The organism is Collimonas sp. OK307 (assembly GCF_900113705.1).
Classification (GTDB): Bacteria; Pseudomonadota; Gammaproteobacteria; order Burkholderiales; family Burkholderiaceae_D; genus Collimonas.
Window position 1 is genome coordinate 40,890 of record NZ_FOQI01000016.1, and the last position, 24,994, is coordinate 65,883.

General features: G+C 57.3%; 18 protein-coding genes. 9 read left to right on the plus strand and 9 right to left on the minus strand.

The genetic code is table 11. The features are described from left to right. From dut to BM205_RS18930, 7 genes are all read right to left on the minus strand, one after another. A complete protein-coding gene (gene dut / locus BM205_RS18900) occupies window positions 1-450 on the minus strand; it encodes a dUTP diphosphatase (RefSeq protein ID WP_092416411.1) in 450 nt (149 codons plus the stop codon). Between the two features lie 152 nt (window positions 451-602). Next, a complete protein-coding gene (gene coaBC, locus BM205_RS18905; protein WP_092416412.1) occupies window positions 603-1,808 on the minus strand; it encodes a bifunctional phosphopantothenoylcysteine decarboxylase/phosphopantothenate--cysteine ligase CoaBC in 1,206 nt (401 codons plus the stop codon). 67 nt (window positions 1,809-1,875) lie between these two features. Continuing rightward, the gene (lspA, locus tag BM205_RS18910) at window positions 1,876-2,385 is read right to left on the minus strand and encodes a signal peptidase II (protein WP_092416413.1); all 510 of its coding nucleotides are present in this window, start codon (window positions 2,383-2,385) and stop codon (window positions 1,876-1,878) included. An 85-nt stretch (window positions 2,386-2,470) separates the two neighbouring features. Further along, the gene (gene ileS / locus BM205_RS18915; RefSeq protein WP_092416414.1) at window positions 2,471-5,368 is read right to left on the minus strand and encodes an isoleucine--tRNA ligase; all 2,898 of its coding nucleotides are present in this window, start codon (window positions 5,366-5,368) and stop codon (window positions 2,471-2,473) included. 89 nt (window positions 5,369-5,457) lie between these two features. Continuing rightward, a complete protein-coding gene (locus BM205_RS18920) occupies window positions 5,458-6,435 on the minus strand; it encodes a bifunctional riboflavin kinase/FAD synthetase (protein ID WP_092416415.1) in 978 nt (325 codons plus the stop codon). Window positions 6,436-6,670: 235 nt separating this feature from the next. Then, window positions 6,671-7,108, minus strand: a complete 438-nt coding sequence (locus BM205_RS18925; RefSeq protein WP_092416416.1) for a YidB family protein — start codon at window positions 7,106-7,108, stop codon at window positions 6,671-6,673. A 246-nt stretch (window positions 7,109-7,354) separates the two neighbouring features. Continuing rightward, window positions 7,355-8,080, minus strand: coding sequence for a 16S rRNA (uracil(1498)-N(3))-methyltransferase (locus BM205_RS18930; protein ID WP_092416417.1), 726 nt, complete (start codon window positions 8,078-8,080; stop codon window positions 7,355-7,357). Window positions 8,081-8,274: 194 nt separating this feature from the next. Here BM205_RS18930 and tkt point away from each other — a divergent pair, with 194 nt between their 5' ends. The 4 genes from tkt to BM205_RS18950 all read left to right on the plus strand — a co-directional run bounded on the left by tkt (window position 8,275) and on the right by BM205_RS18950 (window position 12,393). Beyond that, a complete protein-coding gene (gene tkt / locus BM205_RS18935; protein WP_092416418.1) occupies window positions 8,275-10,269 on the plus strand; it encodes a transketolase in 1,995 nt (664 codons plus the stop codon). After that, complete coding sequence (locus tag BM205_RS18940) at window positions 10,266-10,841, plus strand: GNAT family N-acetyltransferase (protein WP_092416419.1); 576 nt, start codon at window positions 10,266-10,268, stop codon at window positions 10,839-10,841. The genes tkt and BM205_RS18940 overlap by 4 nt, the downstream gene beginning before the upstream one ends. A 57-nt stretch (window positions 10,842-10,898) precedes the next feature. Then, window positions 10,899-11,912 (plus strand): type I glyceraldehyde-3-phosphate dehydrogenase, encoded by a 1,014-nt coding sequence (gene gap / locus BM205_RS18945; protein WP_092416420.1) that lies wholly within the window; start codon window positions 10,899-10,901, stop codon window positions 11,910-11,912. Window positions 11,913-12,024: 112 nt separating this feature from the next. Further along, the gene (locus BM205_RS18950; RefSeq protein ID WP_092416421.1) at window positions 12,025-12,393 is read left to right on the plus strand and encodes a putative signal transducing protein; all 369 of its coding nucleotides are present in this window, start codon (window positions 12,025-12,027) and stop codon (window positions 12,391-12,393) included. A gap of 16 nt (window positions 12,394-12,409) precedes the next feature. Here the strand turns inward: BM205_RS18950 and glnE are convergent, their stop codons facing one another. Continuing rightward, entirely contained in the window at window positions 12,410-15,166 is a 2,757-nt protein-coding gene (glnE, locus tag BM205_RS18955; protein ID WP_092416422.1) for a bifunctional [glutamate--ammonia ligase]-adenylyl-L-tyrosine phosphorylase/[glutamate--ammonia-ligase] adenylyltransferase, read from the minus strand. A 362-nt stretch (window positions 15,167-15,528) separates the two neighbouring features. Here glnE and BM205_RS18960 point away from each other — a divergent pair, with 362 nt between their 5' ends. From BM205_RS18960 to BM205_RS18980, 5 genes are all read left to right on the plus strand, one after another. After that, window positions 15,529-19,734: a YhdP family protein gene (locus tag BM205_RS18960; RefSeq protein WP_254783959.1), complete on the plus strand. Its 4,206-nt coding sequence runs from the start codon at window positions 15,529-15,531 to the stop codon at window positions 19,732-19,734. Window positions 19,735-19,791: 57 nt separating this feature from the next. Further along, window positions 19,792-20,625: a carbon-nitrogen hydrolase family protein gene (locus BM205_RS18965; RefSeq protein ID WP_092416424.1), complete on the plus strand. Its 834-nt coding sequence runs from the start codon at window positions 19,792-19,794 to the stop codon at window positions 20,623-20,625. A gap of 139 nt (window positions 20,626-20,764) precedes the next feature. Continuing rightward, window positions 20,765-22,225, plus strand: coding sequence for a metalloprotease TldD (gene tldD, locus BM205_RS18970; RefSeq protein WP_092416425.1), 1,461 nt, complete (start codon window positions 20,765-20,767; stop codon window positions 22,223-22,225). Window positions 22,226-22,229: 4 nt separating this feature from the next. After that, window positions 22,230-22,703 (plus strand): GNAT family N-acetyltransferase, encoded by a 474-nt coding sequence (locus BM205_RS18975; RefSeq protein WP_254783960.1) that lies wholly within the window; start codon window positions 22,230-22,232, stop codon window positions 22,701-22,703. A gap of 137 nt (window positions 22,704-22,840) precedes the next feature. Beyond that, entirely contained in the window at window positions 22,841-23,866 is a 1,026-nt protein-coding gene (locus BM205_RS18980; protein ID WP_092416426.1) for a cupin-like domain-containing protein, read from the plus strand. A 13-nt stretch (window positions 23,867-23,879) separates the two neighbouring features. Here the strand turns inward: BM205_RS18980 and ada are convergent, their stop codons facing one another. Then, entirely contained in the window at window positions 23,880-24,959 is a 1,080-nt protein-coding gene (ada, locus tag BM205_RS18985) for a bifunctional DNA-binding transcriptional regulator/O6-methylguanine-DNA methyltransferase Ada (RefSeq protein WP_092416427.1), read from the minus strand. Window positions 24,960-24,994: the final 35 nt, after the last annotated feature.

Consider the following 24,994-nt stretch of genomic DNA (forward strand, 5'->3'; position numbering starts at 1 on the left):
TCAATGTTTTCCGGTGCTGCCGAAGCCGCCTGCGCCGCGTTCGCTGCTCTCGAAATCTGATACAACATTAAAACGGACACGTGCAACAGGCACAATAATCAATTGCGCCAGCCGTTCCATCGGGTTGAGGGTAAATTCGGTCGTTCCGCGGTTCCAGGTAGACACCATTAACTGACCCTGGTAATCAGAGTCGATCAGGCCCACCAGGTTCCCCAGCACGATGCCATGTTTATGGCCGAGGCCGCTGCGCGGCAGGATCATGGCGGCATAGGCAGGGTCGCCGATGTGAATCGCCAGGCCAGTCGGAATCAGGTGGGTTTCACCGGGTTTGATCGTCAGCGCGGCGTCCAGGCAGGCGCGCAGGTCCAGGCCCGCACTGCCTTCGGTGGCGTAAGCCGGCAATTGATCTTGCATGCGTGGGTCGAGAATTTTGACGTCGATGATATTCATGGAATTTTGTAACAATCTATTAAATGAAAAAAATAATGGCAGGTACAACAAACATGGCAGGATTAATCCTGCCAGGCGTGCATGAAACTACCTCTGATTTTTGATGCAAACCGCTGGCGGTGAAACCGGCAGCAATATAGAAATTCGAGACTTTAGGTAAGACGGCTGGCAATTGCGGCAATCAGCTGGCGCGCCAGTTGTTGCTTGCCGGCGCGCGGCAAGCTGGTGTGACCGTCGGCATCAAACAATACCAATTGGTTATCGTCCTTGCCAAACGTGTCATGGCCGATATTACCGACTAACAGTGGCACATTTTTCCTGATGCGTTTGACTTCACCATACTGCAGCAAGTTCTCCGACTCGGCAGCAAAACCGACACAGTAAGGCGGTTTCGGCAATGCTGCAACTGTTGCCAGAATGTCCGGGTTTTGTTCGAACACCAATTCGGGCGCGCTGCCATCGGCGTTCTTTTTCAGTTTTTGCGCACTGGCGTTGGCTACGCGCCAGTCGGCCACTGCCGCCACTGCGACGAAGACGTCGGTGCGGCTGTCGGCGCCGGCCAGTTGCGCCATCACGATATCGTGCATTTGCTGCGCGGTCTGGACTCCGATACGGCGTACGCCGTAGGGCGCGGCCAGGGCGGTTGGGCCCGACACCAGGGTGACTTCCGCCCCGGCTTCATACGCTGCACGGGCTACCGCATAACCCATCTTTCCGGATGAAAGATTAGTGATGCCGCGTACCGGATCGATTGGTTCGAAAGTCGGACCAGCGGTCAGCAGCAAGCGCTTACCCTTGAGCAGCTTGGGCTGGAACGAGGCGATCACTTCTTCCAGCAATTGATTTGCTTCCAGCATGCGTCCCATGCCGACTTCGCCGCAAGCCTGTTCGCCGGCATCGGGGCCGAGCAACTGGATGTCGTCTGCCAGCAGTTGGGCCAGGTTGCGTTGGGTTGCCGGGTTTTGCCACATCTCGACATTCATCGCGGGCGCGACCAGCAAGGGCACGGTGGCGGGACGAGCGACGCATAACGTCGACAGCAAGTCATCGCAGGCGCCGTGCGCCAGTTTGGAGATGAAATCGGCAGAGCAAGGCGCAATCACGATGACATCGGCGTCGCGCGTCAGGTCGATATGCGGCATGTTGTTGCCTATGCGCGCATCCCATTGATCGGTAAATACCGGTTTGCCGGATAAACCTTGCATGGTAACGGGCGTGATGAAGTGCATCGCCGCCGAGGTCATGACAACCTGCACCGAAGCACCGGCCTTGATCATGGCGCGTGTGAATTCCGCCGCCTTGTAGCAGGCGATGCCGCCGGTCAGTCCCAGCACGATATTTTTACCAGCGAGATCCATATTTACTCCTGGATGGTAGAACGCTTATCGGTTACTCAATAAATAATTGATTCAATTATTGATTCAATTATTTATTCACGCGACGCAATTCATCAATAACAAACAATACCGCACCGACGCAGATCGCGCTATCGGCGATGTTGAAAGCCGGCCAGTGCCAGTTGCGCACGTAGATGTCGAGAAAGTCGATCACATGGCCGTAGGCGATGCGGTCGATCACATTGCCGACGGCGCCGCCCAGGATCAATGCCAGCGCGGTGCAAAACATGCGTTGTCCGGCATGGCGTTTCAGCAAGAAAGTGATGAACAACGCAGCAGCGATACCGAGCGCGGTGAAAAAATAGCGCTGCCATCCGGATTCGGTGGAAAGGAAACTGAACGCAGCGCCCTTGTTATACACCAGCACCAGGTTGAAGAACGAGGTCACCGCTAACGATTCGCCGTAGCTGAAAAGACGCACAATCGTGATCTTGCTGAGTTGATCGATCAGCAATACCAGCGCGGCGATGGCAAGCCATGGCGCCAGACCGAATTTGGAGGAAGATGAAGAAATGGACGTGCGTTTTTTTGTGGCCATATCAAGTTGTATAGGTTCTCAGGAGTTTGTAGGGTGGGCACATAGTGCCCACGCGTGACCGCGATAACCGGAGTGCCGGCCCACCCTACGCAAAATGCCGGTCTTCACCGTTGCCGAACAAATTGGCAACGCAGCGTCCGCACAAACCGGGATGCTCCGGGTGGCTACCGACATCGGCCCGGTAATGCCAGCAACGTTCGCATTTCTGCTGCGCCGATGGTGTGACCAGAATCGTTTCTTCGGCCTCCGTTGCCACTTCCGACACAGTTGCGCTGGAAGTGATCAGGACAAACTTCAGGTCGTCGCCCAGGCTGTTGAGCAGCGCATATTTGGCCGGAGCCGCCTTGATTTCGACTTCCGCCTGCAGTGAGGAACCGATGCCGCCTGCGACCCGGACTTCTTCCAGTTGCTTGGTGACGTCGGCGCGCACTGCACGCACGGCGCTGAATTTTTCGATCAGGGCTGCGGCATCGCTGATTTCCGGCAGCGTGTAATAGGTTTGGGTGAAAATGGTTTCATCGCTGGCGGCAAAAGCCTCCGGGCTGGCGAAGAAGGACCAGGCTTCCTCTGCCGTGAACGACAGCGTCGGCGCCATCACGCGTAATAGCGCCTGGGTGATGTGCCAGATTGCGGTTTGCGCGGAACGGCGAGCCGCCGAACTGACACCGCTGGTGTACAGGCGATCTTTCAGGATGTCGAGATAGAAACCGCCGAGGTCTTCCGAGCAGTACATCTGCAATTTCGAAATCACTGGGTGGAATTCGTAAGTTTCGTAATGTTGCAGGATATCGGCTTGCAACTGCGTCATGCTGGCGATCGCATAACGATCGATTTCCAGCAGGTCAGCGATCGGCACCGCATCTTTCAAAGGATCGAAGTCTGAAGTATTCGCCAGCAGGAAGCGCAGGGTGTTGCGAATACGGCGATACGATTCGGTGACGCGTTTCAGGATCTCATCCGAGATCGTGATTTCGCCCGAGTAGTCGCTGGCAGCCACCCACAAGCGCAGGATTTCCGCGCCCAGCGAGTCCGCCACTTTTTGCGGCTCGACGCCGTTTTTCAACGACTTCGACATCTTGCGGCCTTCGCCGTCGACCACGAAACCGTGCGTCAGCAACGCGTTATACGGCGCGCGGCCATTCAACATGGCCGAAGTCAGCAAGGAAGAATGGAACCAGCCGCGATGCTGGTCCGAACCTTCCAGATACAGGTCGGCCGGGAATTGCAGCTGGCTCGCATGCGAGCCGCGCAATACGGTCTGATGAGTGGAGCCGGAGTCGAACCAGACATCCAGGGTGTCCTTGTTCTTGATGTAATTGACGGCGTCGTCGCCCAGCAATTCCTTCGGATCCAGTGCCTGCCAGGCTTCGATCCCGCTTTGCTCAACGCGCTGCGCGATCTGTTCCAGCAGTTCCGGCGTACGTGGATGCAGCTGGCCGGTTTCCTTGTGAACGAAGAACGCCATCGGCACACCCCATTGGCGTTGGCGCGACAGTGTCCAGTCGGGACGATTGGCGATCATGCCGTGCAGGCGCGCCTTGCCCCAGCCAGGGAAGAATGCAGTATCTTCAATCGCTTGCAGGGCGGTTGCGCGCAGGCTCGGGTGGCCGTCCTTAGGCAGGTTGTCCATGCTGGCGAACCATTGCGAAGTGGCGCGATAGATGATCGGCGTTTTATGGCGCCAGCAATGCATGTAGCTATGATCGAACATCACCAGCTTGAACAGCGCGCCGACTTCTTCCAGCTTGCCGCAGATCGGCTTGGAAGCTTCCCAGATAGTCATGCCGGCAAAGAACGGTAGCCAGGACGCGAATTTGCCATCGCCCATGACCGGGCTGATGATGTCGTCGTCTTTCATGCCATGCGCTTTGCATGAGATAAAGTCTTCGATACCGTAAGCTGGCGCCGAATGGACGATGCCGGTGCCGCTGTCGGTGGTGACGTAGTCGCCCAGGTAGACCGGCGAGAGGCGGTCGTAGCCGGCATCGGCGGTGGCCAGCGGGTGTTTGAAATTGATCGATGCCAGCGCTTCGCCCTTACAGGTAGCGATGGCTTTGCCTTCGAGACCGAAACGTTGCAGGCAATCTTCGACCAGGTCTTGCGCCAGGATCAGCAGCAAAGGCGCGCCGTTGCGCGTGGTCTGTACCAGCGCATAGTCGATTTCAGGATGGACGTTGAGGGCCTGGTTGGAAGGGATGGTCCACGGCGTGGTGGTCCAGATCACCACATAACCTTGATCGGTCGGCAGCGCTGGCAAGCCAAATGCGGCGGCGATCTTTTCCGGCTCGGCAAACGGGAAGCCGACATCGATCGACGGATCGCGCTTGTCCTGGTATTCGACTTCGGCCTCGGCCAGGGCAGAGCCGCAATCGAAGCACCAGTTGACCGGTTTCAGGCCGCGATAGACATAACCCTTTTCCAGGATGGTGCCCAGCGCGCGCAGTTCGTCGGCCTCGTTACCGAAGGCCATGGTCAGGTAGGGATTGTTCCATTCGCCCAATACACCGAGGCGGATGAAGTCTTTTCTTTGCAGGTCGATCTGTTCGTTGGCATAGGCACGCGCCTTGGCTTGCACTTCCGCGACCGGCAGGTTCTTGCCGTATTTTTTTTCGATCTGGATTTCGATCGGCATGCCGTGGCAGTCCCAGCCTGGCACGTAAGGCGCGTCGAATCCAGCCATGTTGCGGGCCTTGACGATCATGTCCTTGAGGATCTTGTTGACGGCATGACCCAGGTGGATTTCACCGTTGGCATACGGCGGACCGTCATGCAGAATGAATTTCGGGCGGCCCTTGGAGGCTTTGCGGATCCGTTCGTAGACTTTCTTTTCCTGCCATTGCTTGACCCATTGCGGCTCGCGCTTGGCCAGGTCGCCGCGCATCGGGAAAGGCGTCTCGGTCATGTTGACCGGGTATTTGCTTTGCGGCTTGCCTTGTGGCTTCGCTGCTTTGTTATTTTCTGGTTTGCTGGTCTGATCGGACATAATTTTCTTCAATGGAATTCAGTGGTGGTGAGCTGCGCGCTGGCAGAGCGCGTCGAGCTGGCATTAACAAGGCAACTGCGAGAGCAGCGTCAAATTCGATCTGTGGCTGAAACGGCAGCCGTATCATGCTGGCGGAAATATGCGCGTGCATTGGTGACATCGCGCGCAATCGCGGCAGTCAGGGTCGGCAAGTCGACATATTTTTCTTCGTCGCGCAGTTTTTGCAAAAATTCGACCTGTATCAGTTTGCCGTAGCAATCACCGTTGAAATCGAGAATATAACTTTCCAGCAGCACCCGGCCGCTGTCGTCCACGGTAGGGCGGACGCCGATGCTGGCCACCGCCGGCAGCGGCTGTTCGGCCAGGCCATGTACTTTAACGGTAAAAATGCCGGACAAGGCCGGTAGTTTATGGCTGACACGCAGGTTCAAAGTGGGGAAGCCGATGGTGCGGCCGAGCTTCTTGCCATGCACCACGTGCCCCGAGATCGAATAGGGATGGCCGAGCAGCGCTCGGGCATGGCTGAAATCGCCTGCTGCCAGCGCCGCGCGCACCGCGGATGAGGATACCCGCGCGCCTTCGTTCATCACGGTGGGCAAGGTTTCGACATGGAAGCCGTATTTCTTGCCGGCTTCGATCAAGGTGGCGATATTGCCGGCGCGGCGGGAGCCGAAGCAGAAATCTTCACCCACCATCAGCCACTTCACGTGCAAGCCTTCAACCAGCACTTTTTCAATAAAGTCCTGGGGCGACATGGCCGCAAAGCTGGCGTTGAAATGTTCGACAATCACGCGATCTATGCCTGCCTGCGACAGCGACTGCAGCTTGTCGCGGAGGTTGGCGACGCGGGTCGGCATATTGCCCGGCTGGCCCGACCGTTGCGCAAAAAATTCGCGCGGGTGCGGCTCGAACGTCATCACCGCAGCATCCAGCCCCAGTTCGGTGGCGGCTTTGCGGACGTGCGCGAGCAATACCTGATGGCCGCGATGTACGCCATCAAAGTTGCCGATAGTGAGCGCGCAAGGGGCGCGCGATTCGGCGTTGGGAAGTCCGCGAAATACCTTCATTGAAGTGACCGGAATATTTATTGCAAAAACCTTGGATTATAAATGCTTTCGACGTTTTCCCCCTGCGAAGAAGTCGAACTGCGTCGGATTGCACGATTTTTAATTGATAAAACAGCTATTTTATTGAATTTTGGATACTAATTGATGCGTTGAGTGATGCAGTGGATATTGTAATCGCCAAAAAAAATCGCCCCTGAGGGCGATTTTTGTCGAACGGTCAAGCGTTCTGGCCAATTCAGGCCTGCTTGTTGCCGCCCAGCAGACCGCCGAGCAAGCCACCCAAGTCCAGACCGCCAGGAGCTGCGGTCGCTTCGCCGTGCGGTGTCAACTTGTCCACCAGGCCCGGCAAGATTTCCGACAGGTGGCCGGCAGCTTCAGTAGGTGAAATACCTGCTGCTTGTGCCAATTCTTGTAATTTGTCGCCGCCCAGCGCCTGTTGCACCTGATCCGGCGAAATCGCCTGGTTCTGACCATTGCCGATCCACGATTGGGCAACCTGGCCCAGGCCTGCGCCTTCAAATGCGCTGAGCAAGCCGCCCAGGCCGCCCGCAGCACCAGCGCCGCCTTGTTTGGTCAGCATGCCGATTGCAGCCTGGATCAACATGGCTTTCGGATCGTTCGCTTGCTGTTGGCCGCCACCGATTGCGCCAAGTACCGAATCCAGTAGTCCCATAATATTCTCCTGAGTAAAAAACGTCAGCCATCAAGGCGGGTTGTTACTTTGCATATGAAGACAAAGTATTAAGAAGATTAATATTACAACGCAGCAAGAACTTTGAGTAGTTGTGCAACTGAAAACGATTGTGTCTTGAGACCGTTTGTTAAGGCCACTAATCATTTTAGCCAGCGTTTTTATTTTTGCTTAGAACAAATTGTAGAATCGATATAGGCAGGTTACGCTGGTTATATTTCGCCTCTGTTACATCTCGCCCCAAATCGCGTTGATCGCCGCCAGCGCTGCCAGGCCGGCGGTTTCAGTCCGTAAAATCCGTGGTCCCATCGACAACATCAGCGCACCCTGGCTACAGGCCAGGTTCTCTTCCGCTTCAGTGAAACCGCCTTCCGGGCCGATCAGCAACGCCAGCGCTTGCGGCGGTTGATGGCGCGCCCAGTCCGACAGCGATTGCTCGCCGCGCGGCGACAGCAGGATACGTTTATGCAGGTCCTGCTGCTGGACCCAGTCGGTGAAGGGGCTGAGCGTAGACAGGGTGGGCATGCGGTTGCGCCCGCTTTGTTCAGCGGCGGCGACGATCACGGCTTGCCAATGGCTTTGCTTTTTCTCGGCGCGCTCACTGTTGAGGCGCACCACGCAGCGTTGCGCCGCCAGCGGCTGGATCGCTGCGACGCCAAGCTCGACAGCCTTTTCGATGATCCAGTCCAGTTTCGACGATTCCGGCAAAGCCTGGGCCAGCGTGATGGCGTAAGGCAGCTCAACCTCGCGCGGTGAAAAGGTCTTGATCTCGGCGCTGACGCGTTTTTTTTCGATACTGCTGATGGTGGCGGTATATTCGCCGCCGGTGCCGTTGAACAAGGTAATCGGCGCAGCCAACCCCAGGCGCAGCACCAGCAAGTGATGGGCGACTGCTTCCGGCAAGGCCAGCACCTGGCCGATTTCGAGCGGGGTAGAAACGTAGAAACGAGGCATGGGGGTTGATAATTTCTTATTTGATCTGGCATTAATATTATATGGCGCGACAGCATTTTACTGCCCCGCATGTGAGGGAAACGCGGATTTGAACCGGAATCGGCCGCATTTTGGTAAAATATCGGCCTTTGTGGGCTGTTCCGACGCTTCGCGCCCACCAACCAATTTTCAATCGTTGCCTACCTGCTCACACCATGACCTCCACTCTCCCGACTACCAAGATGGCCAATGCAATCCGTGCGCTGGCAATGGACGCTGTACAAAAAGCTAACTCCGGCCATCCCGGCATGCCAATGGGCATGGCGGAAATCGCAGTCGCGTTGTGGGCCAAGCACTACCGTCACAACCCGGCCAATCCACATTGGGCTAACCGCGACCGGTTTGTGTTGTCAAATGGTCATGGTTCGATGTTGCAGTACGCCTTGCTGCACCTGACCGGCTACGATCTGTCGATGGACGAGATCCGTAATTTCCGTCAAATGCATTCGAAGACCCCGGGCCACCCTGAAGTCGACGTCACCCCAGGGATTGAAACCACCACTGGCCCACTCGGCCAGGGTTTGACCAATGCAGTCGGCATGGCACTGGCTGAAAAACTGCTGGCGGCGGAATTCAACCGCGCCAATTTCCCGGTGGTGGATCATCACACTTACACTTTCGTCGGCGACGGCTGCCTGATGGAAGGCATTTCGCACGAAGCATGCTCGCTGGCCGGCACACTGCGCTTGTCGAAACTGGTCGTGCTCTACGATGATAACGGTATCTCGATCGACGGCCATGTCGAAGGCTGGTTCAAGGACGATACCCCGAAGCGTTTCGAAGCTTATGGCTGGAACGTGATTCGCGCTGTCGACGGCCACAGTGTGGAAGCTGTCAACGCCGCTATCCACCAAGCCAAATTGGCCGACAAGCCAACCCTGATCTGCTGCAAGACAGTCATCGGCAAAGGTTCGCCAAACCTGGCCGGCACCGACAAGGTGCACGGCGCGGCATTGGGCGACAAGGAAATCGCTGCTGTGCGCGAAGCCCTGGGCTGGAATTACGCGCCGTTTGAAATCCCTGCCGACGTTTATGAAGCGTGGGATGCCAAACCGCAAGGCAAGCAATTTGAAGGCGACTGGAATGCGTTGTTCGCCGCTTACGCTGCCGAGTATCCGCAGCTGGCCAGCGAATTCACGCGCCGCATGAAGGGTGAACTGCCAGGTAATTTCGAAAAGACCGTGAGCGACTATATCGCCAGCTGCATCGAAAAGAAAGAAACCATCGCCACCCGCAAAGCCAGCCAGAACGCCATCCAGGCACTGGCGCAGGTGCTGCCGGAATTCCTCGGCGGTTCGGCCGACCTGACCGGTTCTAACCTGACCAACTGGAAAGAATCCGTGGCAGTACGCGCCGACCAGCCAGGTAACCACATCAATTACGGCGTGCGCGAATTCGGCATGAGCGCGATGATGAACGGTATCGCCCTGCATGGCGGCTACATCCCGTTTGGCGCGACTTTCCTGACGTTCTCCGATTACAGCCGCAATGCCTTGCGCATGGCAGCGCTGATGAAGATTCGTTCGATCTTCGTATTTACCCATGACTCCATCGGCCTGGGCGAAGACGGCCCGACTCACCAGTCGGTGGAACATGTATCGAGCCTGCGTTTGATTCCGCAACTGGACAACTGGCGTCCATGCGACACGGTTGAATCGGCAGTGGCATGGCAACAAGCGGTGCAGCGCAAGAACGGCCCGAGCACACTGATTTTCTCGCGCCAGAACTTGCAATATCAAGAGCGTGATGCGGCGCAAATCGCCGGCATCCAGCGCGGTGCTTATATCCTGAAAGACGCACCTGACGCCAAGGCAATCCTGATCGCTACCGGTTCCGAAGTGGAACTGGCGATGCAGGCTGCGGCAGCACTGGCGCAAGAAGGTATTGTAGTACGCGTGGTGTCGATGCCTTGCGCCGACGTTTTCGACCGCCAGGAAGCTTCTTACAAAGCCAGCGTACTGCAACGTGGTTTGCCACGCGTGGCGATCGAAGCCGGCGTGACAGCGTTCTGGCACAAGTATGTCGGCCTGGAAGGCGCTGTGGTTGGTATCGATACTTTCGGCGAATCGGCTCCGGCTCCTGTTCTGTTCAAGCATTTCGGCTTCACCGTTGAAAACGTCGTAGCCAAGACCAAACTGGTACTGGCATGAATCTGAGAGCTGCCCGGGCTATCGGCAAGATGGACATCACCAACATCGTCGGTGATGTCGTCATCCGCCGCGCCACCATCGCCGATGCGGGGGTGATTGCGGCGGTGCGTATCGATAGCTGGCGCACCACTTACCGAGGCATCATTCCGGACGACTATCTGGATGGCATGAAGATCGAAGAAAGCACGGCCATCTGGAGCCGCATCCTGTCGGCGACCTCGAATGCCGCCAATGTCTTCGTGGCCGAGGTGGATGGCGAGGTGCTCGGTTTTGCGGCCGGCATGACGCTGGCGCAAGCCAAGCTCGGCTTCGATTCCGAACTGACGGCGATCTATCTGGAGCCGTCGGTGCAACGCGCGGGTATTGGCCGCAAACTGGTGGCGCACGTGGCTGCCGCCCTGGCCAGCGCCGGCGCCAACAACATGCTGGTGTGGGTGCTGGCGGACAATCGCCCGGCACGGCAGTTTTACGAGATGCTGGGCGCCGAGCTGCTGGCCGAGCAACCTTTCAGCTGGGATGGACTCGAATTGCAGGAGGCCGGCTATGGCTGGCGTACTATCAGGGTCAATTGAAACGTTAGTGATGAAGTTACAACATATTTATTATTGTTAATACCTTAGGAGAAAACCATGACTATCCGCGTCGCCATCAATGGCTATGGCCGTATCGGCCGCAACATCCTTCGTGCCCATTATGAAGGCGGCAAAAAGCATGACATCGAGATCGTTGCCATCAATGACCTCGGCGATCCAAAAACCAATGCTCACCTGACCCAGTACGATACTGCCCACGGCAAGTTTCCAGGTACTGTGACTGTCGACGGCGACTTCATCGTCGTCAATGGCGATCGCATCAAGGTATTGGCGCAACGTAATCCGGCCGAACTGCCATGGGGCGAGCTGGGCGTTGACGTCGTGCTGGAATGCACCGGTTTCTTCACTACCAAGGAAAAAGCCAGCGCCCACATCAAAGGCGGCGCCAAGAAAGTCATCATCTCCGCACCTGGCGGCAAAGATGTCGACGCGACAGTCGTTTTCGGCGTCAACCACGGCGTACTGAAAGCCAGCGACACCGTGATTTCCAACGCTTCTTGCACCACCAACTGCCTGGCGCCGCTGGTCAAGCCGCTGAACGACAAGATCGGCGTGTTGAACGGCCTGATGACCACCATCCACTCCTACACCAACGACCAGGTGCTGACCGACGTTTATCACGAAGATCTGCGTCGCGCCCGTTCCGCCACCATGAGCATGATCCCGGCCAAGACCGGCGCTGCTGCAGCGGTTGGCCTGGTGTTGCCTGAGTTGAACGGCAAGCTGGACGGTTTCGCGATTCGCGTTCCTACCATCAACGTTTCGCTGGTCGACCTGTCGTTCGTTGCTGCGCGCGACACTACTGTCGACGAAGTCAACGCGATCATGAAAGATGCTTCGGAAAACGGCGCATTGAAGGGTCTGCTGACGTACAACGTAGAGCCACTGGTTTCGGTCGATTTCAACCACAATCCGGCATCGTCGAACTTTGACGCTACCCTGACCAAGGTTTCCGGTCGTCTTGTGAAAGTATCGAGCTGGTATGACAATGAGTGGGGTTTCTCGAACCGCATGCTGGATACCACGATCGCACTGATGAGCGCCAAGTAAGAATTTATCCTTACTTGTATAGCAAAAACGCCCCGTTGACCGGGGCGTTTTTTTTGCGTAGGGTATATAGTGGGTTATGTTGTAAATGACTTAACCTGGCCCGGGAGGCGACATGGCAACCACTGAAGGTAGTCAAGGCGATTTCGAAACGATTGCCCGTTCAACCGTACCTTCCGATCTGGAGGTTATCAAGGCGTTACTGGAGTCGGAGAGGATACCGGCGTTTGTCGTCGATGCCGGCATCAACCAGGTGTATTCCCTGATTGCGGTGGCTACCGGTGGTGCGCGGCTGCAGGTGGCGTCCAGGGATGTCGTGGCCGCCAGGCAGATCCTGACGGCTTTCGAGGCTGGACAGCTGGCGCTGGATGACGATGTCGATGTCGCTGAAGAAGAGCCTGAAGATGAACGTGATTCGGCCCCGGATAAGCGCAGAGGCCGAGCCTTTGGCGCCGCGCTATTGGTGTTTCTGGGCGGCGGCTAGATTACGCTTATGTTTTTCATGGCACTGCAGCCGTAAAAATGTCGGCCCACAATTGTTTCACCACCGATATTTCGACAGCAATGCGGGTTGCCACCACGCGCGCCCGTTCTTCTCCCTGCAAGCGGCCCTGATGCTGCAATTTACGGAAAGTCCGGTAAGCGTCGGCCACCGCATTAGCCAATCCTGCATCAATCAAACCGAGTTCGCCGCACAGTTTCAACAAGGCGATATTGCCGATGTCCGCGGTCAGTTGCGGATAAGCTGCGGCATGGCGCAAGATCAGGAATTGCACCAGGAATTCGATATCGATCATGCCGCCGGCATCGTGCTTGAGGTCGAAACGATCGCTGCGGTTCGGATGGGCATCGCGCATTTTCTGGCGCATATCCAGCACTTCGCTTTGCAGCAGTTTGGCGTCGCGCATCTGGCGTAATACTTCCACGCGCAGGGTTTCGAAGCGTTCGCCTATCGCGGCGTCGCCGGCGCAGAAGCGGGCTCGAGTCAGGGCCTGGTGTTCCCACAGCCATGCCGACTGGCGCTGGTATTTTTCAAATTTGCCAAATGAAGACACCAGCAATCCGCTGGCGCCGTCGGGGCGCAATGCGATATCGATATCGAACAGGATACCGGCCGGCGTATGGCTGGTCATCCAGGTAATGAAACGCTGCGCCAGCTTCGCGTAGAGGGCCGGGCCGTCCTGGTCCTCATCGTCGTAGAGGAATACTACGTCCAGGTCGGAGACATAGCCAAGTTCCTTGCCGCCCAGTTTGCCGTAGGCGATGACAGTGAATAGCGGCGTCTCGCGATGGCGGCCCGGCATCATGCTCCAGATGGCTTGTACGGTGGCGGCCACCAGGATGTCGGCCAGGATCGATAGATGATCGGCCAGCGCCTCGACGCTGAGCATGCCTTCCAGATCCTGCGCCAGCAGGCGGAACTGCTGGGCATGGTGCATTTCGCGCAGGATATCCATCTGCCGCTCGGTGTCGCCGGGAGCGGTTTCGAGTTGACGCCGGCACTCCTGGGCAAATACCGGCCAGTCCGGCGCTGCATTCAGGCTGCGCGGATCCAGCAATTCATCCAGCAGGATAGGGTGCTGGGTCAGGTATTTTGCGGCCCAGTCGCTGGCGCTGATCATGCGGATCACGCGGTGCAGGGTGGTGGGGTATTCAGTCAGGAGCGCCAGATAGGCGGCGCGGCGCGCAATCGCTTCCAGGAAATCCAGCAGGCGGCTAAGGGTCGGCAGATGGCGCTCGGGTTCGGGGATCGCTGCCACCACCGGCAACGCCGCGTTGACCAGGGCCAGCAGACGCGTACGGCTGGCCACCGGCAGGTTCTGCACCCGCGTCGATTGCCAGGTCGTGACCAGTCGCTGCGCCGCTGCCGATGCGTCGGAGAATCCGCAATGCGTCAATACCAGGGCAATCGTTTCGCGGCTATCGGTTTCGCTCAGGGTATGCAGCACATTGTCGCTGTCATCCCAGTCTTTCTGGCTGGGGCGGCCATGCTGCTTGTCCTTGAAGATGTCGCCGAACTGGGCGTCGACCAGGGCCCGGTGCTGGTCGAGTACCGGCATCAATGACGCCACATCGGTAAAACCCATGGCCTGGGCGATGATCAGGCAATCCGCCTGATTGGTGGGGAAAGTGTGGGTTTGCGCATCGTCCAGGTATTGCAGCCGGTGTTCCAGGCTGCGCAGGAAATCATAGGCGGTCAGCAATTTATCAACGACTTCGGCATCCAGCAGGTTTTTGGCGGCCAGGGTACGCAGAGTGGCGCGGGTGGAGCGGTCGCGCAAGTCGCAATCGCGGCCGCCGCGGATGAGCTGGAATACCTGTGCCAGGAATTCGATTTCGCGAATCCCGCCACGCCCCAGCTTGACGTTGTTGCTGCGTTCCGGATGCAATGCTTCCAGGCGCTGTACTTCCGTGCGGATTTGCGCGTGCATGGAGCGCATGGCGTCGATCGAACCGTAATCCAGATAGCGCCGGAACACGAACGGGCGGCTGATGTTCTCCAGGGTGGCGATATCTTCCGGCCGGCCTGTCAGCGCGCGGGCTTTGCACCAGGCATAGCGCTCCCATTCACGGCCCTGGGTCACAAGATAAGCCTCAACCATGTTGAAGCTGGCGACCAGCGGCCCTGAGGCGCCGTTCGGCCGCAGCGCCATGTCAACCCGGAAAGTGAAGCCGTCTTCGGTAATTTCAGACAGCGCGCCAATCAGCTTTTTGCCGAGCCGGGTAAAGAACTCGTGATTCGACAGTGAGCGCTGTTCAGCGCTGGTGGTCCGGGTGTCGCCATCTTCCGCATAGGTGAAAATCAGGTCGATATCGGAAGAAACATTGAGTTCGCAGCCGCCCAGCTTGCCCATGCCTAAGACGATCAGCTCCTGAGGCTGACCCGATTCTTCGCCGACCGGGGCACCATGCAACGCCATCATGTCGACAGTCAATGCCGCCAGGTGGGTTTGCACCGCAAATTCGGCAAATGTGGTGACCGCGCTCACCACTTCATCCAGATCGGCGACGCCGCGCAAATCGCGTTCGATCAGGGTGCAAACCAGCAGGTTGCGCAGGCGGCGCATGGCGCGCGGTAACGGCATGCCGGAATCTGTTTCTCTTTGTAACAGTTGATTAAGCAGCATCGGGCTGACGGTTAATCTTGTTACCGGCTTGGCCAATTCAGCGATCTGTTCGGCGCGTCCGGCTTCGGCATTGACCCAGCGGAAAAAATAACGAGAGGCGGCGGTGCTGCTTAATAGGGATGGAGTCACAGGAATAGAGTCGCAGGTTTAAAGGGTAGATGGCGCAAAATTCAAAAAAATCGGGCAGCGGTCATTAGCTGGATTTGCGGTTTGTTTGCAGCTTGATTTACAGCTGATCTGCGGCCAGATTTCGGCCTTTCTGATTTTTTATCTATATGCATGCTGATCCATGCGAACATATAGGCTGGCAGCTTGTCGAACTTCAATAACTTGCCAATCTGGAATCGATCAGATGCAGCCGATTTATTTTACTTCCTATCCCCGGTCAGTTGGGGGACAGTGTGTAGGGTGACTCGCCGCAAGTTTCCTGGCGGCTCTGTTATCTGTGCCTTACCCTGTCTCACAATGATTAATTTTACCCATTCTGATTGATGTTGGAAGAACAAGCAAAAATTCCGCCGCCGGCTAGCAAGATTGCCATCTGCTGGCGCGCCGGAATTGCCACCTACAAACACATAAACCTGGTGACCCATCATCTGCTGGGCGCCTTGTTGACGTTGTTGATCGTGGCGTATTTCGTGTTTTGCGGACTGTTCCTGGGTTTGCGTTATGTAGTGTTGCCGAATGTCGGCTACTACAAGGCGGAGGTCGAGCATATCGTCAGTAAAACGGTAGGCAATCCGATTACGATAGGCGCGATCCAGGCATCCTGGCATGGTTTGCAGCCGCGTCTGGTGCTGGACAACGTCGTGGTTCACGATAAAGAGGGCCAGACTGCACTGACCTTGCCGCAGGTAGCGGCGACCATTTCCTGGCGTTCCGCGCTGGTAGGCGGGGTCCGGCTGGCTTCACTGGAAATCAATAAACCCGATTTGCAAGTCGAACGCGATGCCCAAGGCAACCTGTTCGTCGCCGGCATTCTGGTCAACTCAAAACAGGAAAACGACGGCGCGGGAGCCGAATGGCTGCTGGCCCAACGCAAGATCGTGATTCGCGACGGCCAGGTGCGCTGGCGCGACGATCTGCGCAAGGCGCCGGAACTGATCCTGACCAATATCGATCTGGTGCTGCAAAATCGCTGGCGCCGCCATCAGTTCTCGGCGCGTGCAACACCGCCTGCTTCTTTTGCGGCACCGCTGGATCTACGAGCCAATTTTGTCCATCCTGCATTTGCCGAAAAGACTGCCGACTTCAAACGCTGGACCGGCACCCTCTACGCCAATCTGCACGATGCCGATGTGACCGTGTGGAAACCGTATTTCGATTACCCCCTCGATATCAGTCAAGGCAAGGGCGCGGTGCAAGCCTGGCTTGACCTGGATCACGCCAAGGTGACCAACTTTACCGCCGATCTTGAGTTGAATGACCTGGCCATGCAATTACGGCCAGACTTGCAGCCTCTGGCTTTGGCAAATGTCAGCGGACGCGTTTCCGCGCATGAAGAATTAGGGCCGGCGCCGCAAGATGGCACGCCGGCCTTCGGCGCCAACGGCCATGCGGTAACGCTCACTGATTTTTCATTGAAAACCGCGGATGGCCTGAGTTTGCCGCGTACCTCCATCAGCGAATCTTATATGCCGGCGCAAGGCAAGCAAGCAGAGAAATACAGCTTGCAGGCCAAGCTGCTGGATTTACAAACCATAGCAAGTTTTGTCCAGCGCTTGCCCCTGAGTGCCGCGCAGATCAAGATGATCGACGATTTCGCGCCGCGCGGCCGGCTGCGGGCTTTTTCCGCGCAATGGCAGGGCGCTTACCCGGCGATTGCGACATACAGCGCAAAAGGCAGCTTTGAGGGTTTGACCATCAATGCCCAGGCGCCACATGCAGCGCAGCCGAAGACGGCCAGCCAGCCGGCGCAAGCGGCGGTGCCCGGGATTCCTGGCGTCGACAATCTGACCGGCAGCATCAACGCCAGCCAGGATGGCGGCAGCCTGACCCTGAAATCGGAAAAGGCGCAGCTGGATTTGCCAGGCTTTTTCGGAACGCCGTTGCAGGTCTTCGACAAACTCGATATGCAGGCTCGCTGGAATTTTCAGCAAAATAATGTGCTGTTAAAAATCGATAGCATGAGTTTTGTGCAGGACGGTTTGATTGGATCGCTGTCCGGCAGTCACCTGCTGCCTCTACAAGACCGGCATGGTGCGGCGCTGGGAGTGATTGACATGACCGGCAGCATCAGTGAATTCGACGTCAAGAAAATCGGCAACTATCTGCCGTTGCATACTCCTGAGCATTTACGCAACTGGCTGGTCGGCGCGCTTAAAGACGGCAAGGCAAAAGATGTCACGATCCGGCTCAAAGGCGATCTCGCCGATTTCCCGTTCCGCACCGATCCAGCCAACCCCAAAGCCAACCCTAAGGCGCAAGGTGAATTCAGCATTGCCGGGAAAATAGAAAACGGCACGCTGGAATACGATCCCGGTCATTTCGGCCAGGATGGTAAACAACCCTTGTGGCCGTTGCTGGAAAAGATAGACGGCACCATCGCGCTGGACCGCACGCGTTTACAGATCAAGGCCGCCACTGCGCAAACCTCAGGTGTGACGGTGAGCGATGTGACGGCGACGATGCCTGATCTGTCATCGCACGATGAGATGTTGCTGATCGATGGCAGTGCAGCGGGCGCTTTGCAGAATTTTGTGCAGTTCACCAAGAATAGTCCGGTGCAGCACTGGATCGGCGGGTTTACCGACGAATCGCAAGCCAAAGGCAACGCCAAGCTGGAATTGAACCTGCAATTACCGCTGGCCCATCTTATCGATAGCAAGGTCACCGGCGCATTGCAGTTCCAGAACAATGACGTAATCCTGCAAAAAGCCATCCCGCCTATCGCCAATGCCACCGGCCAGCTTGAGTTCAATGAAAAGGGCTTTAACCTGAACGGCATCAAAGGCAATATGCTGGGCGGCCCGGCGCAGGTCAGCGGCGGTACCCAAGCCGATCATCAGACCCTGGTCAAAGTGGAGGGCAGCGCTGCTATTGACGGCTTGCGCGCCATGTATCCAACCGCGTCGATGCAAAAACTGCTGTCGCATGCCAGCGGCAGCAGCCGTTACACCGCCAACATCGCGATCCGCGATCATCATACCGAGCTGGTGGTCGAGTCCAGCCTGCAAGGCATGGGCCTGGATTTTCCGGAACCCTTGCGCAAGAGTGCCAGTGAGGCCATGCCGCTCAAATTCGAATGGCTGGGCGTGGCTTCCGACGATGCGGCAATGTTGCGTGATGAGCTCAGGCTGACGTTAGGATCGGCCATCGTCGCCCGCTATCAGCGGCAGAAACCTCTCAACAGTCCTGGCGGGGCCAATAAGGAGGCTGACTGGAAAATACTGCGCGGCGGCATCGGCATCAATGCACCGGTGCCTGAGCCGGATAGCGGTGTGGCGGTCAACCTGAATGCCAAGTCCTTGAATATCGATGCCTGGAACAGTCTGACCGGCGCCTTGAACGACCAGGCCACTGCCAAAGCAGGGGACGAATCAGCGTTGTCTGGCCTGGCGCAGTACGCAGAGCCGAATCTGGTCTCGGTCAGGGCTAACCAGTTGATCTTGCTCGGCAAGACGCTGGACAACGTGGTGCTTGGCGCTTCGTATCAAAAGAACGCATGGCAAGTCAACGTTGATTCCAAGCAGGCGTCGGGCTATGTCACCTGGAATGCATCGCCGTCCGGACGCGGCCTCGGCAAGGTCACTGCGCGCCTGTCTTCGCTGATCATTCCACAGGGCGGCGAATCGGACGTTGGCGAGGTGCTCGAAGGTAAAGGAAGCTCCACCCAGATCCCGGGACTGGATATTGTCGCCGAGGATTTCCAGTTACTCGGCAAGAAACTGGGACGCCTCGAATTGATCGCCAACAATGTACGCGCTAATGTCGGAAACGAGTGGCGTATTCATAAATTGTCGATCAAGAATCCTGATGCGGAGTTGAAGGCAGACGGCAAATGGACTACCGTCAACGGCGATAACACCACCAGCCTGACCTATGCCATGGATATCGCCGACGCCGGCAAACTGCTGGATCGCTTCGGTTTTGCGCATGTGTTGCGTGCGGCCAAAGGGCGCATGGACGGCGAGGTCAGCTGGAAGGGTCTGCCGTTCACCATGGATATTCCATCGCTGTCCGGCCAGGTGAATCTGGATATGGCGTCAGGCCAGTTCCTGAAGGTTGATCCGGGCGCCGCCAAGCTGCTCGGGGTGCTGAGCCTGCAATCCTTGCCGCGCCGCCTGACCCTGGATTTTCGCGATATTTTTTCTGAAGGTTTCGCCTTCGACAGCGTGGTCGGCACTGCCTCGATCGCGCAGGGCAAGGCGCGCACCGATAATTTCAAGATGCGCGGTGTGAGCGCCACGGTATTGATGGATGGCGTCGCCGATATTGCCCATGAAACCCAGGACTTGCATGTGGCGGTGCTGCCCGAAATCAGTGCCGGCACGGCCTCGGTGGCGCTGCTGGCGATCAATCCGGTAATCGGCATCGGCACTTTCCTGGCGCAACTGTTCTTGCGCGATCCGCTGATGCGCGCCTTCACCTTTGAATATAATATTACCGGCGCCTGGACCGATCCGGTGGTCACTAAACTGGACCACAAGACCGAAGCACCGGCAGCGAATACGCCGGGTCTGTCTTCCGGCCGCTGATTCAGCTTGTTGTCAACTTATTGTCGATTTATCTCACCAGCGCAGGAGTTCAGCACCATGAGCCAGGCACCATTGCAGCAAGACAGCTCAGCCAGTTTCAAAGTTGCCGCGATCCAGATGGTGTCGACGCCGGTGCTGGAAGAAAACTTCAATACGGCGCGGCGCCTGGTGGCCGATGCTGCCGGGCAGGGCGCGCAACTGGTGTTGTTGCCCGAATACTGGCCGATCATGGGCATGCATGAAGCCGACAAGCTGACCTGCGCCGAAGCCCTTGATCAAGGGCCGATCCAGACTCTCATGGCGCAACTGGCAAGAGAGCATGCCATCTGGCTGATCGGCGGTACCTTGCCAATGATTGCCGATGAGGTTGGCAAAGTGCTTAACACCACGCTAGTCTACGGCCCCGACGGCCACCGCGTCAGCCGCTATGACAAGATCCATTTGTTCAGTTTCAGTCAAGGCGAAGAATCCTACGACGAGGCGCGCACGATTGTCTACGGCAAGGAAGTGGGCAGTTTCGAGGCGCCGTTTGGCAAGGTGGGCTTGTCGGTTTGTTACGACCTGCGTTTTCCCGAGTTGTACCGGGCACTTGGCGATTGCAGCTTGATAGTGGTGCCGGCCGCTTTTACCTACACCACTGGCAAAGCCCATTGGGAAACCCTGTTGCGCGCCCGCGCCATCGAAAACCAGTGTTATGTGCTGGCGGCGGCACAAGGCGGCAAACATCCGAACGGCCGCCGTACCTGGGGCCACAGCATGCTGATCGACCCTTGGGGTGAAATTAAATCGGTGCTGACGGAAGGCGAGGGCCTTGTCAGCGGCACTATCGACCCCCATTTCCTTGAGGGAGTGCGGGCCAGTTTGCCGGCATTGCTGCACCGCAAGTTATAGAAATTATTGGCAATACGAATTTGCTATTGAATTTGCTATTGAATTTACTATTAGATATTACTATTTTCGCCGCTGCGGCCAGCTCAGCCTGGGATGCTCTACAATCCCACTTAACATCACAGTAAAACCGGAATTACCAATGAAACCATTTGAACCAAACCTGAGCACTTTAGCCGTTGCGCGCGATATCCTGCTGACTCCGTTCGGCCTCGACGAATCGAGCTTGCTGAAAGCGCTGGGGACCATGTTCACGCACAAGGTCGATTACGCCGACCTGTACTTCCAGTTCACCAAGAGCGAAGGCTGGAGCCTGGAAGAAGGCATCGTCAAGACCGGTAGTTTCTCTATCGATCAGGGTGTAGGCGTGCGCGCCATTTCCGGCGACAAGACCGCTTTTTCGTATTCCGATGAAATCTCCGAACGCGCCTTGCACGATGCCGCGGTAGCAACTCGCACCATCGCCCGCCAAGGCGCCGGCAAGATCAAGATTGCCGGCGGCATGCAACAAAACGGCGGCCGTTCATTGTATTTGCCGCACGATCCGCTGGTGTCGCTGGACGCCACCGAAAAGGTCAAACTGCTGGAACGGGTGGAGCGCATGGCGCGCGCCAAGGATCCGCGCGTGGTGCAAGTGATGGCCGGCCTGGCCGGAGAATACGATGTGGTGCTGGTGGCACGTAGCGACGGCGTGATTGCCGCCGATATCCGTCCTCTGGTACGACTCTCGGTAACAGTCATCGTCGAACAGAACGGCCGCCGCGAAACCGGCAGCAGCGGTGGCGGTGGACGTTATAGCTACGCCTATTTCAATGACGCCATACTGGACCAGTATGCTGCCGACGCGGTTGCCTCGGCACTGGTGAATCTGGATGCGCGGCCAGCCCCGGCTGGCCCGATGACCGTGGTGCTTGGACCTGGCTGGCCAGGCATCCTGCTGCACGAAGCGATCGGCCACGGCCTGGAAGGCGATTTCAATCGCAAAGGCTCTAGCACATTTTCCGGTCGCATCGGCGAGCGTGTGGCAGCCAAAGGCGTCACCGTGGTCGATGACGGCACCATCGCCGATCGTCGCGGTTCGTTGAATATCGACGACGAAGGCAATCCAAGCCAATGCACTACGCTGATTGAAGACGGTATCCTGAAAGGCTATATCCAGGACACCATGAACGCGCGTCTCATGAAGATGCCGGTGACCGGCAATGCGCGGCGCGAATCGTTCGCCCATCTGCCGATGCCGCGCATGACCAACACCTACATGCTGGCCGGTGACAAGGATCCGGCGGAGATCCTGGCTTCGGTGAAAAACGGATTGTACGCAGTCAATTTCGGCGGCGGCCAGGTCGATATCACCAACGGCAAGTTCGTGTTCTCGGCCAGCGAAGCCTACATGATTGAAAACGGCAAGGTTACTTATCCGGTCAAGGGCGCAACCCTGATCGGCAACGGTCCGGACGTCTTGCACCGGGTTTCCATGATCGGTAATGACATGAAGCTTGACCCAGGTGTCGGCGTCTGCGGCAAGGAAGGACAAAGCGTTCCGGTCGGTGTCGGTCAGCCAACCTTGCGTATTGATGGCGTGACTGTCGGCGGCACGGCTTAACGGCATGGCAGAAGCAACGATGATGGAATGGCACTGGCTGCCATTCCAGGAGCTGAGTACTGTGCAATTGTATGCAGCGATGCAATTGCGGCAGCGGGTGTTCGTGCTGGAGCAAACCTGCGTGTTTCAGGATGCCGACGGCATCGATCTGTATTCCTGGCACGGTTTGGGTTACCTGCCCAACGGCGAACTGGGCGCGTATGCGCGCATCGTGCCGCCGGGTAAAGCGTTTAACCTGCCGTCGATAGGGCGGGTAGTGACAGCACCTGAACTGCGCGGCAAGGGTGCGGGCAACGAACTGGTGCAGCAAGCGATGGCGGAAACCATCAAGCTATTTCCGGGACATGACATCAAGATTGGCGCGCAAGCACATCTGCAGCGGTTTTATGGCAGCTTTGGCTTTAAGCCGGTTGGTGAACTGTATGACGAAGATGGTATTTCTCACATCCATATGATTGCGCCGTCGAGTTCTGCCTGATTTGTGTTGATCTAAGATTAATGCATTGGGCTGAAATCGCGTTAGTCTCAGGATTTTCAATTTCCTCATCCCTCATCATGTTCAAACCGAGTTATCCTGCTCAGGCAAATTAATAGCCGTCTTTACCAGGATGCCGAATGAGCCCGAGCTTGCCCGCGATTGCAGAACGATACGATGTCGACGATCGCATCTTCAAAGAACAGATTGCCACCCAATACCAGCCGGTAGTCTTGCGCGGTTACGTCAAACACTGGCCGGTGGTGCAACTGGCTAAAACCTCGACCGAAGCCGTTTGTGCCTACCTGAGAAAACTGGATAACGGCAGCGACGTCGATGCGATCATGACGCCGCCGGAGGCCAAGGGCCGCATCTTCTACGATGACGCCATGAACGGTTTCAATTATTTGCGCAACCGGCTTCCTGTCTCCGCTATCCTCGATCAATTGCTGCGCTATCGGCAGTTTGCCAATCCGCCAGCGGTTGCGGCCCAGAGTGCATTGATCGCGAATTGCCTGCCAGGTTTTTTGGATGATAATAAATTATCGATTCTTGGCCCCGAGGTCATCCCCAGGATATGGATAGGTAACGCCGTCACCACGCCAGCGCATTTTGACGATGCCCATAATATTGCCTGTGTGGTCAGCGGAAAGCGACGGTTTACCTTGTTTCCGCCGGAGCAGATCGGCAATCTCTATATCGGTCCTTTGGATTTCGCGCCGACTGGCGCGCCGATCAGCATGGTGTCGCTGAAGGAGCCGGATTTCGAGAAATTTCCCAAGTTTAAGGATGCCCTGAAGGCGGCGCAAACGGCTGAACTGGAGCCGGGCGATGCGCTCTATATACCGCCGTTATGGTGGCATCATGTCGAGTCGCTGCAGGCATGCAATATCCTGGTCAATTATTGGTGGGGCGGCGCGGTCGGCACTGCAGACTCCATCCATTCCGGGTTTGACAGCCTGATGCTGGCGCTGATTAATCTGAAGCGCCGTGCGCCGGCTTATCGGCAAGCCTGGGCCACCGTCTTCCAGCATTATGTATTCGACGAAAACGAGGATTTGACGGCGCATATCCCGCCACATAGGCATGGCGTCCTGGGCGACATGTCAGCCGAGCAGGAGCAGCAGGTGCGGAATTACCTGGCCAATAAATTGAAAAGCCAGTGAACATCAGCTGTGCTCACTTCCTACTTTCTCGCGCCAGCAGCGCCTGCTTGCGTTCCACTCCCCAGCGATAACCCGAAGCGCTGCCGTCGCTGCGTATCACACGATGGCAAGGAATCGCCACTGCCAGGCTGTTGGCAGCGCAAGCCTGGGCCACGGCGCGCACAGCTTTTGGCGAACCGATACGGGCGGCAATTTCAGCGTAGCTGGTGGTGCTGCCTGCCGGAATGTCGCGCAATGCTTGCCATACGCGCTGCTGGAAAGCGGTGCCGCGGACATCAAGCGGCAAATCCAGGCCGAGGGCAGGGGCTTCGATAAAACCTACCACTTGCGCCACCAGTTGTTCAAAATCGCGGTCAGCGCCGATCAGATGGGCGCGCGGGAATTTATCCTGCAAGTCGTGCGCCAGGGCATTCGGATCATCACCCAGAAAGATGGCGCACACACCGCGATCGCTTTGCGCCACCAGGATTGCGCCCAGCGAACACTCGCCAATCGCAAAACGAATCTCGGTGTTGGCGCCGCCGGCACGGTAGTCGGTTGGCGTCATGCCCAGCACCTTGCCTGACGCTTCGTAGAAGCGGCTGTTCGAATTGAAACCGGCGTCGTAGATCGCCTCGGTAACTGAATGGCTATGGCTGAGGTGATCGCGCATTTTTTTAGCGCGATGCGCATTGGCATACGCCTTGGGGGTGAGCCCGGTGACAGCCTTGAACACGCGGTGAAAATGAAACAGGCTGAGGCCGGCGTCGGCGGCCAGCATCTCAAGGCTGGGCAACTCTAGGGCACTCTCGATGCTGCGGCAGGCGGCGGCCACCAGTTCGGCGTGATGGGCTGCCACCGAGGTTTGATCGGCACCGCGTTTGCTAGGCCGGTAGCCGGCTGCTTCGGCCGCCGCCGGGGTATCGAAAAACTCAACGTTTTCCGGACGCGGCAAGCGTGTAGGGCTGCTCGGACGGCAATACACGCCGGTGGTTTTGACGGCATAGACAAACTGCGTGTCTGCGGCCGGATCTCTCGCCAGCACTGCGGCCCAACGCGGATCGCGTTCGGCGCTTTGCCTGGCAGTGTGTTGCTGTTGTGTCAGCGTTCGCATATCGGCTTTCAATGGCATATCGTAGCTGTACTTTA

Excerpts from the sequence above, each read along its gene's own strand:
- tkt (WP_092416418.1), top strand. The coding sequence starts at position 8,275 with ATGACCTCCACTCTCCCGACTACCAAGATGGCCAATGCAATCCGTGCG.
- tldD (WP_092416425.1), top strand. The coding sequence starts at position 20,765 with ATGAAACCATTTGAACCAAACCTGAGCACTTTAGCCGTTGCGCGCGAT.
- BM205_RS18965 (WP_092416424.1), top strand. The coding sequence starts at position 19,792 with ATGAGCCAGGCACCATTGCAGCAAGACAGCTCAGCCAGTTTCAAAGTT.
- BM205_RS18920 (WP_092416415.1), bottom strand. The coding sequence starts at position 6,435 with ATGAAGGTATTTCGCGGACTTCCCAACGCCGAATCGCGCGCCCCTTGC.
- lspA (WP_092416413.1), bottom strand. The coding sequence starts at position 2,385 with ATGGCCACAAAAAAACGCACGTCCATTTCTTCATCTTCCTCCAAATTC.
- BM205_RS18925 (WP_092416416.1), bottom strand. The coding sequence starts at position 7,108 with ATGGGACTACTGGATTCGGTACTTGGCGCAATCGGTGGCGGCCAACAG.
- gap (WP_092416420.1), top strand. The coding sequence starts at position 10,899 with ATGACTATCCGCGTCGCCATCAATGGCTATGGCCGTATCGGCCGCAAC.
- BM205_RS18940 (WP_092416419.1), top strand. The coding sequence starts at position 10,266 with ATGAATCTGAGAGCTGCCCGGGCTATCGGCAAGATGGACATCACCAAC.
- coaBC (WP_092416412.1), bottom strand. The coding sequence starts at position 1,808 with ATGGATCTCGCTGGTAAAAATATCGTGCTGGGACTGACCGGCGGCATC.
- dut (WP_092416411.1), bottom strand. The coding sequence starts at position 450 with ATGAATATCATCGACGTCAAAATTCTCGACCCACGCATGCAAGATCAA.
- BM205_RS18950 (WP_092416421.1), top strand. The coding sequence starts at position 12,025 with ATGGCAACCACTGAAGGTAGTCAAGGCGATTTCGAAACGATTGCCCGT.
- ada (WP_092416427.1), bottom strand. The coding sequence starts at position 24,959 with ATGCGAACGCTGACACAACAGCAACACACTGCCAGGCAAAGCGCCGAA.
- ileS (WP_092416414.1), bottom strand. The coding sequence starts at position 5,368 with ATGTCCGATCAGACCAGCAAACCAGAAAATAACAAAGCAGCGAAGCCA.
- BM205_RS18975 (WP_254783960.1), top strand. The coding sequence starts at position 22,230 with ATGGCAGAAGCAACGATGATGGAATGGCACTGGCTGCCATTCCAGGAG.
- BM205_RS18960 (WP_254783959.1), top strand. The coding sequence starts at position 15,529 with ATGTTGGAAGAACAAGCAAAAATTCCGCCGCCGGCTAGCAAGATTGCC.
- BM205_RS18980 (WP_092416426.1), top strand. The coding sequence starts at position 22,841 with ATGAGCCCGAGCTTGCCCGCGATTGCAGAACGATACGATGTCGACGAT.
- BM205_RS18930 (WP_092416417.1), bottom strand. The coding sequence starts at position 8,080 with ATGCCTCGTTTCTACGTTTCTACCCCGCTCGAAATCGGCCAGGTGCTG.